The 16,228-nt window shown below is 73.4% G+C and carries 6 protein-coding genes; 3 read left to right on the top strand and 3 right to left on the bottom strand.

Features of this window, described 5'->3' with window-relative positions; genetic code table 11:
• Nucleotides 1–17: 17 nt before the first annotated feature.
• Both AB0K25_RS23865 and AB0K25_RS23860 read right to left on the bottom strand, forming a co-directional pair.
• Complete coding sequence (locus AB0K25_RS23865; RefSeq protein ID WP_308290799.1) at nt 18–1,526, bottom strand: class I adenylate-forming enzyme family protein; 1,509 nt, start codon at nt 1,524–1,526, stop codon at nt 18–20.
• Nucleotides 1,523–7,138 carry a non-ribosomal peptide synthetase/MFS transporter gene (locus tag AB0K25_RS23860; protein WP_219462922.1) on the bottom strand — a complete coding sequence of 1,872 codons (5,616 nt, stop codon included), beginning with the start codon at nt 7,136–7,138 and terminating at the stop codon, nt 1,523–1,525. The genes AB0K25_RS23865 and AB0K25_RS23860 overlap by 4 nt, the downstream gene beginning before the upstream one ends.
• 139 nt (nt 7,139–7,277) lie before the next feature.
• On the opposite strand from AB0K25_RS23860, the gene AB0K25_RS23855 reads away from it, so the two are divergent.
• The gene (locus AB0K25_RS23855; protein WP_363822759.1) at nt 7,278–10,148 is read left to right on the top strand and encodes a condensation domain-containing protein; all 2,871 of its coding nucleotides are present in this window, start codon (nt 7,278–7,280) and stop codon (nt 10,146–10,148) included.
• An 82-nt stretch (nt 10,149–10,230) separates the two neighbouring features.
• Here the strand turns inward: AB0K25_RS23855 and AB0K25_RS23850 are convergent, their stop codons facing one another.
• Nucleotides 10,231–12,342 carry a cellulase family glycosylhydrolase gene (locus AB0K25_RS23850; RefSeq protein WP_255597625.1) on the bottom strand — a complete coding sequence of 704 codons (2,112 nt, stop codon included), beginning with the start codon at nt 12,340–12,342 and terminating at the stop codon, nt 10,231–10,233.
• 550 nt (nt 12,343–12,892) lie between these two features.
• Between AB0K25_RS23850 and AB0K25_RS23845 the strand changes: the two genes are divergently transcribed.
• Together AB0K25_RS23845 and AB0K25_RS23840 are read left to right on the top strand one after the other, a co-directional pair.
• The gene (locus AB0K25_RS23845) at nt 12,893–13,945 is read left to right on the top strand and encodes a substrate-binding domain-containing protein (RefSeq protein WP_244252077.1); all 1,053 of its coding nucleotides are present in this window, start codon (nt 12,893–12,895) and stop codon (nt 13,943–13,945) included.
• A 662-nt stretch (nt 13,946–14,607) separates the two neighbouring features.
• Entirely contained in the window at nt 14,608–15,996 is a 1,389-nt protein-coding gene (locus AB0K25_RS23840; RefSeq protein ID WP_208566767.1) for an endo-1,4-beta-xylanase, read from the top strand.
• Nucleotides 15,997–16,228 lie beyond the last annotated feature (232 nt).

Here is a 16,228-nt window from a genome sequence, read left to right as displayed (position 1 = left end):
GCTGTCGGTGCGGGTGGTCAGTTGTCGAACAGGACGGTCAGCTGCCGTTTGAGCACCTTGCCGCCCTCGTTGCGGGGCAGCCGGTCCAGCAGCAGCAGCCGGGCGGGCAGCTGGTGGTCGGCCAGCCGGTCGGCGAGGAAGCCGCGCAGCACCGGCAGCGTCAGCCCGTCCGTGCCGGCCTGCGGCCGGGTCACCACGGCGGCGGCCACCGCAGAACCGAGCACCGGATGCGGCACCCCCACCACGGCTACCTCGGCGACCAGCGGATGCTCGTGCAGCGCCGCCTCGACCTCGACGGTGGAGACCTTGAACGCACCGGTCTTGATCACGTCCTGGTGCCGGTCGGTGAGGTAGAGGTAGCCGTCGGCGTCGATCCGGCCCACGTCACCCATCCGTACCCACCCGTCGCGGAAGGTGGTCCGGTTCGCCGAGTCGTCGCGGTAGTAGGCGCGCGGGTGCGGTGAGCGTAGCCACACGTCGCCGGTCGTCCCGGCCGGCAGCGGGCGGCCCCCGGGGTCGGCGACCATCAGCTGCCCGCCGACCGGCCGGCCGACCGCGTCCGGCCGGGCCGGGTCGTAGATCATCGTGGTCTGCGCCGGGGCTGCCTCGGTGGAGGTGTAGTAGTTGACGATCGTGGCCTGCGGGAAGGCCGTGGCCAGCCGGGCCGCGACCGCCGGTGGCAGCGGCGCGGCGGTGGACCCGATCAGTTGTACGCCGCTGGTGTCGCGGTCCCGCAGCGCCCCGGAGTCGAGCAGCTCGATGGCGATCGACGGCACCACGAACACCGTCCCGGTGCCGGCGGCGGCGACCAGCCGGGCGAACCGGACCGGGGTGAACCGGGGCAGGGTGAGCGCGGCGGCCTTCGCGGTCAACGCGTTGAGCAGCATCGTCTGCCCGGCGTTGGTGCCGATGGCGAAGGCGTGCAGGAACCGCTGCGAGTGGGCCAGGGCCAACCGGCGAGGGTGGTGCGGCGCACCGGCGGTGAGGTTGGCGTGCCGCGCCGACACCCCCTTGGGGCGGCCCGTCGTCCCCGAGGTGTAGAGGATCTGCGCGAGGTCACCGGGGCGGACGGTGACCGGGTCGCCGTCGTCGGGGTGCCCGTCGGCGCGCAGCTCGGCGTCGCCGAACACCGCCACGCCGGGTGGGGCGGGTGGGGCGGGGGTGTCGTCGCCGTACACGACGGCGGTGGCCGTGCAGTGGGTCAGCGCGTACCCGAGCTGCCCGGCGGCGAGCCGGTCGGACAGCGGCACCGCCACCCCGCCGGCCCACAGGACCCCGCAGTACGCCACCGCGTAGCGGACCCAGTCGCGGGGGCCGAAGACCAGGCCGACCCGGTCGCCGGGGCGCAGCCCCCGACGTCGCAGCGCGGCGGCGACGGCCCGTGCCCCGGCGGACCACTGGGCGAAGGTCAACGTGGCCACCTGGTGCACCTCGACCGCCACCTGGTCCGGGTGCAGCCCGGTGCGCCAGTCGAGCAGTTCCGGCAGGGTACGCGGCGGTGGCGTCCCGGTGGGTGTCGTGCTCACCGCGACCCTCCCGTCCCGACACCCACCGGGGTCCGGTCGGCGGGGGCGGTCGTACGGGCCCGGCGTTCCTCGAGGCCGACCAGGTCGTCCGGGGGCGCGTCGGGCACCTCGTCGTCGAACCGGGCCAGGGTGGGGGTGGCCAGCGACACCAGCGCGGTCAGCGCGATGCACACCCCGAACAGCACGTAGAGCAGCCCGTGCCCGCGACCCGGCCCGACCCCGAGCACCACCCCGACGGTGCCGGCCAGCGCCCCGTCGGGCAGCAGCGTGGGCTCCACCACCCGGGCGGCGAACGGGGCGACGACGCCCCAGCCCAGCGGCAGGGTGGACTGGGCGACCATCTGGTTGACCGCGAACACCCGGCCGTGCACCCGGGCCGGCACCTTGGTCTGGATGATCGTCTGGTAGACGCCGTTGACGATGCCCAGCGCCAGGTACATGCCGAAGGCGCCGGCCCCGATGAGCAGCAGGTTGGGTCGCAACCCGGTCAGCACGGCGGCCACCGCGATGCCGAGGGTGCCCAGCAGCACCGCCCGCATCCGGCGTCGGCGGGGTCCGCCCCAGAGCAGCATCACCAGGCCCCCGGTGGCCGCACCGACCCCACCGGTCAGCGCGACGCGGGACACGTCGGTGAGGTCGGCGAAGCCGAGCACCAGCGGGGAGAGCAGGAACAGCACCGGGAACAGGAAGAAGTTGAGCGCGGCGAAGAACGCCAGCATGGCGCGGAACTCCCGACGCCGCAGCGCGTAGCGCAGCCCGGCGACGATCTCGGTGCCGATGCCCTCGCGGCGTTGCAGGGCCAGGGTGCGGGGGAACCGGACGACCGCCAGCACCCCGACCGCGAACAGGTACGACGCCACGTCGACGAGCAGGATGCCGCGCAGCCCGACGGTCTCCAGCAGGGCCACGGCGAGCAGCGGCACGGTGAACTGGGTGAGGCCGACGGCGGTCTGGGTGAGGCCGTTGGCGTGCCCGAGGAAGCGTTTGGGCACCAGTTGCGGCACCGCCGAGACGAACGCGAGCCGTTGGAAGGCCAGTGCCACCGACAGCCAGCCGACCAGCGGATAGAAGTGCCACACCTGCGCCCGGTCGGTGAGCACCAGCCCGGCGAGCACCGCGTTGGCGCTGCCGGCGGCGAGGCCGGCGAGTAGCAGCACGCGCCGCCTGCTGGTGCGGTCGATCAGCGCGCCGGCCAGCGGTGCGACCAGCAGGCCGGGCAGCAGGCCGAGCACGGCGAACAGGGCGAACCGGGCGAGTGACCCGGTCTGCGTGTAGATCCACAGTGGAATCGCGAAGGTGGTCAGCGCGGTGCCCAGCCCGGAGACGACCTGACCGGCCGCGACCAGGCCGAAGCGGCGCAGGCTCGGCGGTGGCGCGGTCCGGCCCCGGTCCCCGCCACCCACGCCTGCCGGGGGCGGGTCGGACGTGGTGGGTGCGTCGGCGCTGCGGCGGGAGACGGCGGCGAGCTGCCAGGCCGGTGGCGTGGCGTCCGACCCGGTCGGGGCGGGCCGGGGTGGCGTGTCGAGCCGTCGGTGCACGTCGGTGACGATCTCGGCCAGTTCATCCGACCGGTACTTGAGGAAGTAGTGCCCGCCCTCGTCGACCACGACGAGCGCGGTGCGGTCACTGAGGAAGTGCCATTCCCGGAACCGTTCCTCGTGGTAGTCGGTGCTGCGGTCCCGCTCACCGACCACCGAGACGACCGGTGCCCGCAGCGGGGTGACCCGCCGGCGCATCAGGTCGGTGAAGTAGTCCTCGGCCACCCGGGCGTCGTGCCGCATCGCCCGGACCAGGAACCGCACCTCGTCGGGGGCGAGCGAGCCGACGGCGGTGCCCTGCGCCTGCAACCAGGTGCGGTAGATCCGGTCGCTGCGCAGCCGTTCGGCCAACCGCAGCCGCAGCAGCGGCCCGAGCGGCCCGTCGGCGGGGCGGGCGAACGGGAACACCGCACCGAGGTAGACCGCGAGCAGGTCCCGTCCGGCAGCCTCCAGCCGGCGGGCGACCTCCACGGCCAGCGCCCCGCCGGGGCCGCAGTGCCCGTACACGATCAGTGGGCCGGTGACCCGGCCCAGAAGTTCCGCGACCACCCCGGCGGCGACGTCGGCGATCGGTGCGGGCTCGTCGGCGAGGCCGATGTCATGTCCGGGTACGGCCACCGCCAGCAGCCGGTACCCGGCCGGCAGCGCGTCGGCCAGCGGCTGGTACACCACCGCGCTGCCCCCGCCGTACGGCACGCACACCAGGGTGGCGACCCGGTCGACGGCGGGCACCGGCGGCGTCAGCTCGTGCAGCAGCCCGGCCCGACCCGGGTCCGGCCCGCCGACGAAGCCGGCCAACTCGCGTACGGTGCGGTACCGGAACAGGTCCATCACGCTGACCGTCGGGGTGCCGTCGGTGACGGTGGGCAGCTCCCGGCGCAGCCGGGCCACCACCCGGGTGGCCAGCAGCGAGTGCCCGCCCAGGTCGAAGAAGTCGTCGGTGACGCCCACCTCGGGCACCCCGAGCACCGCCCGCCACACGTCGGCCACCAGCGTCTCCACCGGCCCCACCGGGGGCACCCGCTCGCCGGTCGGGCCGTCGTCGGTGGGCTCGGGCAGGGCCCGCCGGTCCACCTTCCCGTGTTCCTGCAACGGCAGCCGGTCCAGCACCACCCAGCGGGTGGGCACCATGTGCTCGGGCAGCCGCCCGGCGAGCAGGCGACGCCAGCGCGCCGGGTCCGGGGCGTTCGCGTCCGGCCCCGGTTCGGCATCCGCGTCCGGCCCCGGTTCCGGCTCCAGGTAGGCCACCAGCCGCTCGTCGCGCAGCAGCACCGCCGCTTGGCGTACCCCCGGGCAGTCCCGCAGGGCGGCCTCCACCTCACCCAACTCGACCCGGTAGCCACGGATCTTCACCTGGTGGTCGCGGCGACCGAGGAAGACCAGCTCCCCGTCGGCCCGCCACCGGCCCAGGTCACCGGTGCGGTACAGCCGGGACCCGGGCGGCCCGTACGGGTCGGGCACGAACCGTTCGGCGGTCGGGCCGGGCCGGTGCAGGTAGCCCCGGGCGAGCCGGTCCCCGCCGAGGTACAGCTCACCGGGCACCCCGACCGGCACCGGACGCATCCGCTCGTCGAGCACGTGCACCGAGGCGTACGGCAGCGGCCGGCCGGTCGGTACCGGGCCGACGTCCGGCCCGTCCACGGGCACCTGGTAGGTGGCCACGCCGACGGTGGCCTCGGTGGGCCCGTAGTGGTTGAACACCCGGGTCGGCCCGGCGGCGAGCGGGGCGATCCGCTCCAGGTCGGACGCCTCGCCGCCGAGGATCAGCGCCCGGGCCGGCAGCAGGTCCTCCGCTGCGCAGTCGGCGGTCAGCGCCGCCAGGTGCGACGGGGTGATCTTGAGGTAGTCGATCCGTTCGTCGCGCAGCCGGGCGGCCAGCTCGGCCCCGGTGCCCCGGCGGGGGAGCAGGTGCACCGTGCCGCCGGTGGCCAGCGCCAGGTAGAAGACGGTGACGGCGAAGTCGAACGACATCGACTGCAACAGCCCGTACCGGGCGGCCGGGACCACGGCGAACCGGTCCGCCACCCCGTCGAGGTAGCGCAGCACCGGCCGGTGCGGCACGGCCACCCCCTTCGGGGTGCCGGTCGAGCCGGAGGTGTAGATGACGTAGGCCAGGTGCTCGCCGCCGACGCCGGCCGTGGGTCGGTCGTCCGGTGCGGCGGTGACCTCGGTGGCGATCTCGTCCAGGCGGGTCGCCACCGTCCCGGCGGGCAGCCGGTCGAGCAGGTCCGCGCTGGTCAGCAGCACGGTCGGCCGGGCGTCGGCGAGCATCAGGCCGAGCCGGGCGGCGGGCTGCTCCGGGTCCAGCGGCAGGTACGCGCCGCCGGCCCGCAGCACCCCGAGCAGCGTCACGGCCAGCTCGACCGACTGCTCCAGCAGCACCCCGACCAGCCGGTCCGGGCCCACCCCCCGGGCCCGCAACCAGTGGGCGAGCCGGTTGGCCCGCCGGTCCAGCTCCCGGTAGCTGATCCGGTCCGACCCGCAGACCACGGCCGGTGCGTCCGGGGTGGCGGCGACGTGCGGGGCGATCAGGTCGGCCAGGGTGACCGCCGCCCCGGTGACCCCGGTGCGGTCGTCCGACGGCAAACCACGCGCCTGCTCCCCGACCCACCGGTCCGGAGCCGGCGGTGTCCCCGGGGCGGGCGGCGTTGCCGGAGCGCCGGCGAGGGCCAGCATCCGGTCCCGTTCGGCCGGGTCGAGCAGGTCCAGGTCGACGACCGGCCGGTCCGGGTCGGCGACGGCGGCCCGCAGCAGGGTCTGGAAGGACCCGGCGAGCCGGGCCACGGTGGCGGCGTCGAACAGGTCGGTGTGGTAGACGAACGTGCCGCGCAGTCCGTCGGCGCTCTCCCCGACGTACAGCGACAGGTCGAAGCGGGCGCTGGCGGCGTCGGTGCCGACGCCCTCGACGTGCAGTCCGGCCGGCCACCGGTCGCCGCCCCGGGCGTAGTTCTGCAGGGTGAACAGCACCTGGAACACCGGGGCGCGGGTGACGTCCCGGGTGACGTTGAGTTCCTTGACGAGGCGTTCGAACGGGATCTCCTGGTGCGCCAGGGCGCGCACGACGGTGCCCCGGTTGCGGCGCAGCAGGCTCGCGAAGCTCGGCTCGGCGGCGGTCGTCGGGTCGGGGGAGAGGTCGGCGCGCAGGGCCAGGGTGTTGACGAAGAGACCGATCAGGTGTTCCAGCTCGGGGACCACCCGGCCGGCCACCGGCGAGCCGACGGCGAAGTCCCGCTGCCCGCTGTGTCGGAACAGCACGGCCTGCAAGCCGGTGAGCAGGGTCATGTAGAGGGTGGCCCGGTGGGTCCGGCCCAGCCGGCGCAGCCCGTCGGTGAGGTCGGCGTCGACGGTGAACCGGTGGGTCGCGCCCGGGTAGGACTGCACGGTCGGGCGGGGCCGGTCGGTGGGCAGCTCCAGCGGCGGCACGCCGGCCAGCGCGCGGGTCCAGTGGGCGAATCCGTCCCCGGTCGCCGGGCCGTCGAGCCGGTCCCGCTGCCAGCGGGCGTAGTCGACGTAGCGGGTGACCGGCGGGGCGGGTGGTTCGCCACCGTCGCGCAGCGCGGCGTAACCGGCGGCGATCTCGCCGAGCAGCAGGTCCAACGACCATCCGTCGCTGACGATGTGGTGCATGGCCAGGTGCAGCAGGTGCTCGGTGTCGGCCAGCCGGACGACGAGCACCCGCAGCAGCGGCGCGACGGTGAGGTCGAACGGGGTGTGGACCGACTCGGCGACCAGCGCGTGGGCGGCGTCCCCCGTCACTGCGGCGGTGACGGTCACCGGCACCCGCACCTCGGGCAGCACCGTCACCACGGGCTCCCCGTCGACGCTCTCGGTGAACCGCATCCGCAGGCTGTCGTGCCGGGTGGCGGTGGCGTCGAGGGCGGCGCGCAGCAGGTCGACGTCGAACGGCCCGCGCAGCCGCACCGTCGCGTGCACGACGTACGCGGCGGTGCCGGGGGAGAGCTGTTCGGTGAACCAGATCCGTTCCTGACCGAATGACAGACGCGGAGTTCCGGTGGACCGGGGGATGGCGGAATGTGGCGGGGCGGCCCGCGTCGGTACGTCAACGTTCGTCACGCGGTGCCTTACTCGAAACGGTGCGGGCAGTGGCCAGTAGTGTGCACGTCGGGTGCGAACCGTCGGATCGGCTGATCGGTCCACTATGGAAAGCACCTTCGAGCGATTCGGCGACGGTCGTCACGTCGTACGGTCGGGAATGCGATTCGCCGACGCGGTGGTGCCTGCGCAATGGGCGTCCGAGACCCTGGTCCACGCCGAGTTCGCCGGCGCCGGTGCCGGGGTGGCTCCGTTGACCTGGGCCCAGCGGGTGATGTGGCGCTCGATCGCCCGCAACGGCTCGAACCACGTCTTTCTCAACCTGCGCCGTACCGTCCCGGTGTCCCGGCGGGCGGGGGCGGCGGTGCCCGGCGTCGCCCGCGCGGTGGGCGCGTTGGTCGGTCGGCACGGCGCGTTGCGCACCCGGGTCCGGGAGGTCGACGGGGAGCCACGCCAGGAGACGGCGGCGGCCGGGGCGCTGCCGCTGCTGGTCTGCGCCGGGGCGCACGACGGCGCAGAGGCCGCCCGGGAGGCCGCCGGCCGGCTCGGCGACGTCGCTTTCGACCACGCCGCCGAGTGGCCGCTGCGGGTCGCGCTGGTGACGGTCGACGACCGGGTACGACAGGTCGTGGTGGTGTTCAGCCACTCCACGGTGGACGCGTACGCCGCCGAGACGGTGCTGCGGGACCTGCGGCTGATCATGCTGCGTGGTGACGTGTCCACCCCCGCCGGACCGCAGTCGGCGGACGTGGCGCGGGGGCAGCACGGGGCCGACCGGGACCGCTCGGCGCGGGCGGTCGGGCACTGGCTGCGGGAGTTCGACCGGCTGCCGACGTCGCCGCCCGCGCAGCCGGGGCCGGGCCTGGCCCCGCCGTGGCGGCGCGGGGTGCTGGTCTCCTCCGCCGTCGACACGGCCACCCGGCTGATCGCCGCCCGGCACCGGGTCAGCGGCTCCGCGGTGTTGCTGGCCGGGGTGGTGGCGATGGCCGCCGGTGGTGACGGGCAGGACCGTCGCGGCTTATTCCCGATGGCCCACAATCGATTTCGCGCCGGGTACGCGAATGCCGTCGCCAATCTCGGCCAGATCGGTTTCGGTGTGCTGGATCTGTCCGGTCGCCCCCATTTCGGGGAGTTGTTGTCCCGGGTGTGGAGCGCCTCCCTGGACGGCCTGCGGCACGCGTATTACGACCCGGTCGCGCTGCGGCACGCATTCGTCGAACGGGGGGTCGACCCGGCGTCGGCGTTCCAGCCGCACTACTACTTCAATGACATCAGGTTGCCCCTCGGCGGGGTCGACCGGGTGCCGGTGGTGACCCGGGACGCGCTGCGGGCCGCCACGGGCCGGAGCACCTTCTCCTGGACGACGGGGCTCGACCAGGCGTCCTGGCAGTTGCTGACCCACGTGGTCGACGAGCCGTCGGGGGTGGGTGTCACACTCACGGTCGACACCCGGCACCGGACGCTGGACGCCGTCGAACCGTTCCTGCGCGGGCTGGAGGAGTTGCTGGTGGAGGCCGCTTTCCACGAGGTGCCCTGGCCCTGGTCTCCGGCCGCCGGGCCGTCCCCGGCCGCTGAGTCGGCGCTCACCGCCGGGCCGTCCCCGGCTGCCGGGCCGGTGCCCACCGGGGGGCCGGGCGGCGACGCCTGGCCCGGCGGCGACCGGGTGGCGTACGCCGAGTTCGACGGGGGTCGGGACGCGACCGCGCCGTTGACGTGGGGGCAGCGGGCGATGTGGCGGACGGTGGCGGAGTTCGTGGCGCCCGCCGCTTACCGGGTGCTGACCCTGCCGCGCACGCTGGCGGTGTCGGCACGGGCCGGGGTGGACGTGCCCCGGGCGGTGCGGGCGGTGGGGGCGCTCCTCGCCCGGCACGAGTCGTTGCGCACCCGGGTCCGCCCGCACGACGGGCAGCTGTGCCAGGTGGCGTCGGCGGCCGGGCGGCTGCCGGTCGGAGTGCACGCCGTACCCCGGCCGGCCGACGACCCGGACGGCGCGCGCACCGCGGCGGAGCTGGCCGCGCGGCTGGCCGGGGTGCCCTTCGACCACGCCGTGGCGTATCCGCTGCGGGTCGCGCTGGTCACCGTGGACGATCGGGTACGGCAGGTCGTGCTGGTGTTCAGCCACTGCGCCGTCGACTTCCACGCCGCCGGCATCGTCCTGCGGGACCTGCGGTTGCTGCTGCTACGGGGGGTGTTGGACAGCCCGCCCGGGCTCCAGTCGCTGGATCTCGCCGCGCGGGAGCGCACGGTGCAGCGGCGGCGTTCGCAGCGGGCGGTGGCGTACTGGACCAGGCAGTTCGCGGGCCTGCCGATGGACCTGGCCGATCCGACCGGAGCGGGGTCGACGCCCCGCTACCGGCGGGGTTCGCTGGTCTCCCCGGCCGTCCACCACGCGGTGCGGCTGGTCGCCGCCCGGCACGGCGTCAGCACCTCGACCGTCCTGCTGGCCGCGACCGCCGCGGTGCTGAGCGGGGGTGGGCAGGATGCCTGCGGGATGGTGGTGATGGCGAACAACCGCTTCCCGCCGGGGTACGACCAGGCGGTCGCCACCCTGAACCAGATCGGGCTCTGCCGGCTCGACCTGGTCGATCGACCGGACTTCGCCGAGTTGCTGTCCCGGGCCGGGCGGGCGGCCCTGGACGCCTACCGGCACGCCTACTACGACCCGGCCGAGTTCGAGCGTGCCTTCACCGAGCTGGGGCACGACCACCGTAGCGTGCTGGCCCCGCTGTGCTACCTCAACGACACCCGGCTCGCCCCCGAGGTCGGGCCCGGCGCGGCCGGTCCGGACGAGGCCGGCCTGCGGGCGATGGTGACGCCCGGCGCGTTCCGCTGGGTGGGGGAGCTGGACCGGTTCGCGTGGCGGTGCCGGGTGCAGGTGCTCGACGCCCCGGGCGCGGTGGAACTGGTCGTCACCGCCGACACCCGCTACCTGTCCGTCGGGCGGGCCGAGGGGCTGCTGTCCGGCATCGAGGCGTTGCTGGTCGAGGCGGCCTTCCACGGGGTGCCGTGGCCATGGTCCCCGGCGGGGTGAGGGTGCCCCAGAGGCCCGGAGGGACACCCTCACCCCATTGGCCGGGGCGTCGCGGTCCATCGTCCGCGACGCCCCGGCCGGCTCAGGCCGGGCTGCCGGTGACCGTGCTCCCGGACTTCGTGATCCGGTACGTCTTCTGCGTACCGCTCCAGAAGTGGAAGGTCAGGGTGACCGGGCCGTCGTTGACCTCGGCGAAGAACTCCGGCTTCAGCAGGATGGTGTTGGCGCTGTAGTCCGGTTGGAAGTGCGTCCAGAACTCCTTGTAGGAGGTCCAGTTGGCCGGTCCCGCGCCGCTGCCGTCGGCGTACTTGGCCTCCATGGTGGCGAGCTGGTCACCCCGGAACTGGGTGGGGATGGCGAACGAGCTGGTCGTGCCGCTGGCCGCCGACTGGGTCGGCGGGTCGTAGGAGATGATGCTGATCTGCCACGGCACGCCCTGGGAGAAGCGGGCCTCGATGGTGGCGTTGACCCCGGCGGCGCGGTTGCCGGCCAGCCGGCTCAGCGCCGACGCGGTCAGCGTGAGGGTGCTGCCGGAGACCGTGTAGTCGGTGCCGTTGACCAGGTTGGTGCTGCCCTGCCGCAGGCCCTGGAACGACGTGCCGTTGAGGTTGAGGGTGAGCGACCTGCTGGTGATGGTGCCGCTGCGCGGCAGGTAGACCTGGTCGGAGGACGCGGTGGCCGAGCGGGTGGTCAGGTTCGCCTTCATCAGGTCGTAGATGCCCTGGTCCCGCCACTGCAACGTGGGGCGGTTGAGGAAGGATCCCGCGTCCCAGAGCATGGTGGTGAGGTTGCGGGTGCGGGCGTGGTAGCCGACGGCCTCGAAGAACTTCAGCAGTTCGCCGCGTTCGATGATGCCGGGGCGGGTGTAGTCGTAGCTGAGCAGCGCCCACTCACCGATGATCACGGGGATGCCGCGGGCGACGAAGGAGGCGCGGGCCCGCTCGAAGGTGCCGACGAGGTCCTGCTCGACGTTGCTGTCGTAGCGGGTGCCGCCGGCGATGTTGACGCTGAACGGCCAGTACCCGTAGAAGTGGATGGTCGCGGCGATGTTGGGGTCGCGCAGCTGGCTGAGCGTGGTGTTCAGCGCGTCCATCCGGGCCTGCTCGCCACTGGTGTGCAGGGTGGGCAGTACCAGCAGCCGGGTGGCGTTGCCGCCGCCGGACTGGCGGATCAGGCGGACGAAGGCCAGGTGCAGCTCCCGCAGCACCTCGTCGCCCTGGGCGTCGTCGGAGGTGCCGGTGAACTGCGGCTCGTTGATGTTCTCGAAGACCAGCTTGGCCGAGTGGTCGCGGAAGGTGGCTGCGATCTGGGTCCACAACGCGTTGTACCGGTTCAGGACGGTGGTGCGGTCGCCCGGGTACGTGTTGATCCACTGCCAGGAGTCGTGATGCAGGTTGATCATCACGTAGAAGCCCTCGGCCAGCGACCAGTCGACCACCTGCCGGACCCGCGCCAACCAGACCGGATCGATGGTGTAGGTCGGCGCCGGACCGGTGTGGTCGGTCCAGGTCACCGGGATGCGGATGCTGTTGTAGCCCTGTGAGCGCACCTGGTGCAGCAGGGCCTGGGTGGTCAGCGGGTTGCCCCACGCGGTCTCGTCGGGAATGGCGTCGAGGGTGTTGCCCAGGTTCCAGCCGGGCTGCATCGCCGCCACCGTCGCCATCGGGTCCCCACCCGGCGACGGCGACGGGGAGGTCGTCGGCGTCGGGGTGGGGGTCGGCGTCGGCGTCGGGGTCTGGGTGGGGCTGGCGGTCGGGGTGCCGCTCGGGTTCCCGGTGCACGCGACGCCGTTGAGGGTGAACGAGGTCGGTACGGGGTTGCTGCCCGTCCACGACCCGTTGAAGCCGAAGGAGACCGTGCCGTTGGTGGCGATCGCCGCGTTGTAGCTCAGGTTCTTCGCGGTGACCTGGCTGCCGGCGGCGGTGACCGTCGAGTTCCACGCCTGGGTGACGCGCTGGCCGGCCGGGAAGGCCCAGGTCAGCGTCCAGCCGTTGATCGCGTCACCGAGGTTGGTGACCTTTACGTCGGCGGTGAATCCGCCCTGCCACTGCGACGGCACGGTGTACGCCACCCGGCAGCCGGCGGCGGCCTGGGCGCTGCCGGTGATCATCAGGCCCGCGAACAGCAGTGCGGCAAGTGCGCCGGCGAGCAGGCCGGCCCGCCGCCGCATTCTTCGGAGGTGGTGTGAACTCATCTGGGAACTCCTCGCCATGGTGGCACGGTGGTTGGGGTCGTCGGACGTCTCGCCGACCGGGCCGCCCTGACGGGTCCGGGGTGAACCGGATCGGGTGGGGCCACCGCACCGGGCCACCGCAACCGGGAGAACGGGGTTGCGCCGGGCGGGCGTGACTGTCCGACGGCACGGCCGGGCGTGGCGGATACGGACGCTGCCCAGTGCGTCCGTACGGAATGGCGAGGCTCCCGCCTGGAAACAATCGGAGGATGGACTCGGAAAGTTTCCGTCGCAGACCATACAAGTGTCGGTTGACGCACGTCAATGGAGGGGAAGTTCCCGGGTTGTCCGGGACCGGACTCGCTGGTCTGGCCCCGCTGGCGACACGGGAACACCGGAAGGTGCTTCGTTCAGATCGACAGATGACGGAAACTTTTGGTCGTACCCCCGAATGTGCGTCGGGGCCGGACGCCGACCGCCGGGTTATCCTGGTTTCCCTGAACGGTGCCGGCGGCCCGGTCGCGTGGCGATGCCGGCCCGACCGGCAGCCGCCGCAGAGGAGGAGGCCGGGTTGAGGCACGTCGAGTCGGGCAGGCCGGGCGGCGACCTGGCGTCGTTCGTCGATCCGACCAGACCGGTGACGATCGCGGCGATCGCGGAGTCAGCCGGCGTGTCGATTCCGACCGTGTCGAAGGTGATCAACGGTAGGTCCGGTGTCGCGGCGGACACCCGGGCCCGCGTCGAGGCGGCGATCAGCCACCACGGCTACCGCAGGACCGCCCCGGCGACCCGCAGCAACATCATGGAGCTGGTCTTCGACGAGATCGAGGACATGTGGGGCCTGGAGATCATCCGGGGCGTCGAGCGGGCGGCCCGGCAGCAGCGCGTCGGCGTCGTGCTGACGGAGTTCGGGCCGCAACGCAACGCGATCCGGTACTGGATCGACGACACCCTCGCCCGCCGACCGGACTGCCTGGTGATGGTGGCCCAACTGGGCGCGGAGGACCACCAGCGGCTACGGGCCCGGGGCATCCCGTTCGTGGTCTTCGACCCCACCACCGAGCTGCCCGAGGACGTGCCGTTCGTCGGTGCGACGAACTGGGCCGGCGGCCGGTCGGCCACCCGCCACCTGATCGGGCTCGGTCACCGACGGATCGCGATGATCGGTGGCCCGGAACACGTCCTGTGCTGCCGGGCCCGACTGGACGGCCACCGGTCCGCCCTGGAGGCGGCCGGCCTGCCGGTGACCGCCGACCTGGTCGTGCACACCGGCCTGAACCCCGCCGACGGCCAGGCCGCGGCGCTCGACCTGCTCCGCCGGCCCGACCGGCCGACCGCCATCTTCGCGTGCAACGACCTGCAGGCCCTGGGCGTCTACCAGGCGGCCCGGTCGCTGGGGCTGCGGATTCCCGCCGACCTCAGCGTCGTCGGCTTCGACGACCTGCCGATGGCCGCCCTGGTCGACCCGGCGCTGACCACCGTGCACCAGCCGTTGATCGAGATGGCGGCCACCGCCACCGAGCTGGCGCTCGCGCTCGGCCGGGGGGAGCCGACCGGCCAGGTCCGCCTGGAGCTGGCGACCACCCTCACCGTCCGGCAGAGCACCGCGCCCCCGGCGACCTGAGGGGACGGCCGCCCCGCGACCGCCCGCGTGCTGCCCGGTCCGCACCCGGACCGCCCGCCGGACCCGGTCGGGCGGGCGTGGTGTGCCGATCCGCGTGCCGATCTCGATCGCCGCGAGAAACTCCCGGCCCGCTGGCCCCCGGCGGCGACGGTGGACGGTCGGATCGACCCGGACAGATCGCTACGACTTGACGAATGACATGTTATCGCTCACAGTCGATGCGAGGACGACAGCGCCTGATGGCTCACCGGGCGAGCCGTGCTGGTCGCACCTTGGATCGCGACGTCCCCCCAGGGCATGCGGGACGTCGGATCAGGATTCCCGTCAGCAACCGCCGGTGGCGGCGCGACCGGCCCCGTACGCATGGGGTCGGACGGTTCCGCCCGGCCGGCCCGGTCTCCTCTGACAAGGAGGATCATGGCTCCCTTTTCGGGCGGCGCCACGCCGTTCCACCGTACGGGCGATCCTCCCGCCGGCCCGGGCTGCGCCCTCGGCGTCGAGGTCACCGGTGTCGATCGCGTGCGTGGACCACGGCGGGGTCTCCGCCCGTCCGCGCCGTGGCTGACCGGGCGGCGTACCACGCCGGCCGGTGCGGTCCGCCGCACGGGGAGTCGGGCATCCCAACACCACCACCGCTGCACCCACACCGAGAAGGATGCGACATGAGACCCAAGAGAGCCCTGCTAGCGACGGCGACCCTCGCCGTCGCCGGCGCACTCACCGTCGGAATGACGCTGGCGATGGCCCCCTCCGCCAGCGCCGGGACGACCCTGCGGGCGGCGGCGGCCGAGAAGGGCCGCTACTTCGGCGCGGCGGTCGCGACGGGCAAGCTGTCCACCAGCACCTACACCACCATTCTCAACCGCGAGTTCAACTCGATCGTGGCCGAGAACGAGATGAAGTGGGACGCCACCGAGCCGCAGCAGGGCCGGTTCAGCTACACCGGCGGCGACCGGATCGTCAGCCACGCCCAGGCCAACGGGATGAGCGTGCGTGGCCACGCGCTGCTCTGGCACCAGCAGGAGCCGGGCTGGGCGCAGGGCATGTCGGGTAGCGCACTGCGCAGCGCGATGATCAACCACGTCACCCAGGTCGCCACCCACTTCCGCGGCAAGATCTATGCCTGGGACGTGGTGAACGAGGCGTTCGCCGACGGTGGCAGCGGTGGGCGTCGTGACTCCAACCTGCAGCGCACCGGCAACGACTGGATCGAGGCGGCATTCCGGGCCGCCCGCGCCGCCGACCCGGGCGCGAAGCTCTGCTACAACGACTACAACACCGACGGCGTCAACGCGAAGTCGACTGGCGTCTACAACATGGTGCGGGACTTCAAGTCCCGGGGTGTGCCGATCGACTGCGTCGGCTTCCAGTCCCACCTGGGCACCACGATCCCGGGCGACTACCAGGCCAACCTCAAGCGCTTCGCCGACCTCGGCGTGGAAGTCCAGATCACCGAGCTGGACGTGATGACCGGTGGCAACCAGGCCAACATCTTCGGCACGGTCACCCGGTCCTGCATGGCCATCCCGCAGTGCGCCGGCATCACCGTGTGGGGGGTGCGCGACTGCGACTCGTGGCGCGGCTCCGACAACGCGCTGCTGTTCGACTGCAACGGCAACAAGAAGCCGGCGTACGACTCGGTGCTGAACGCGCTCAACGCCGGCCCGGGCAACCCGACGACCACCCCGCCGAACCCGACCACCACGCCGCCGAACCCGACGACGACCCCGCCGAACCCGACCACGCCGCCTCCGGGCGGGGCGGGCTGCTCGGCGTCGGTGTCGTTGAACTCGTGGACGGGTGGTTTCGTGGCCACGGTGAAGGTGACCGCGGGTTCGTCGGGTACCCGTGGGTGGACGGTGAGCGTGACCCTGCCGGGTGGGACGAGTGTGACCGGGACGTGGTCGGCGACGGCCAGTGGTAACTCCGGGACGGTGCGGTTCACGAACGTGGACTACAACGGTGCGCTCGGTGCCGGTCAGTCGACCGAGTTCGGTTTCCAGGGCACGGGCAGCGCGGCGGGTGTGACCCCGACCTGCACCGCCAGCTGAGCACCACCGTCAGATTGAGTACCAGCGTCAGTTGAGTACCACCACCGCCGCCGGCCCGACCCGGGCGCACCCGGGTCGGGCCGGCGGTGCATCACCCCCGACCCGCCGGCCGGTGCGACGCGCCCCGGCCGGACCATCGTCGGCCAGCCCCGGACCGGGCCAGTCCGGACCGTCGTCCCGCACGCCGGGAGGGCCCGTCGTCCGTCGCTGACCACCGACTCCGACAGAGGAA

Origin of the sequence: Micromonospora sp. NPDC049257 (genome assembly GCF_040678915.1) — a bacterium.
In the GTDB taxonomy this organism is placed as follows: domain Bacteria; phylum Actinomycetota; class Actinomycetes; order Mycobacteriales; family Micromonosporaceae; genus Micromonospora; species Micromonospora antibiotica.
Note: the sequence above shows the minus strand (reverse complement) of the source record. Positions and strands in the feature narration are given on the sequence as shown.

What these genes read in the sequence shown, in the direction of transcription:
- AB0K25_RS23840 (WP_208566767.1), top strand. Translation starts at nt 14,608, where the DNA reads ATGAGACCCAAGAGAGCCCTGCTAGCGACGGCGACCCTCGCCGTCGCC.
- AB0K25_RS23850 (WP_255597625.1), bottom strand. Translation starts at nt 12,342, where the DNA reads ATGAGTTCACACCACCTCCGAAGAATGCGGCGGCGGGCCGGCCTGCTC.
- AB0K25_RS23855 (WP_363822759.1), top strand. Translation starts at nt 7,278, where the DNA reads ATGCGATTCGCCGACGCGGTGGTGCCTGCGCAATGGGCGTCCGAGACC.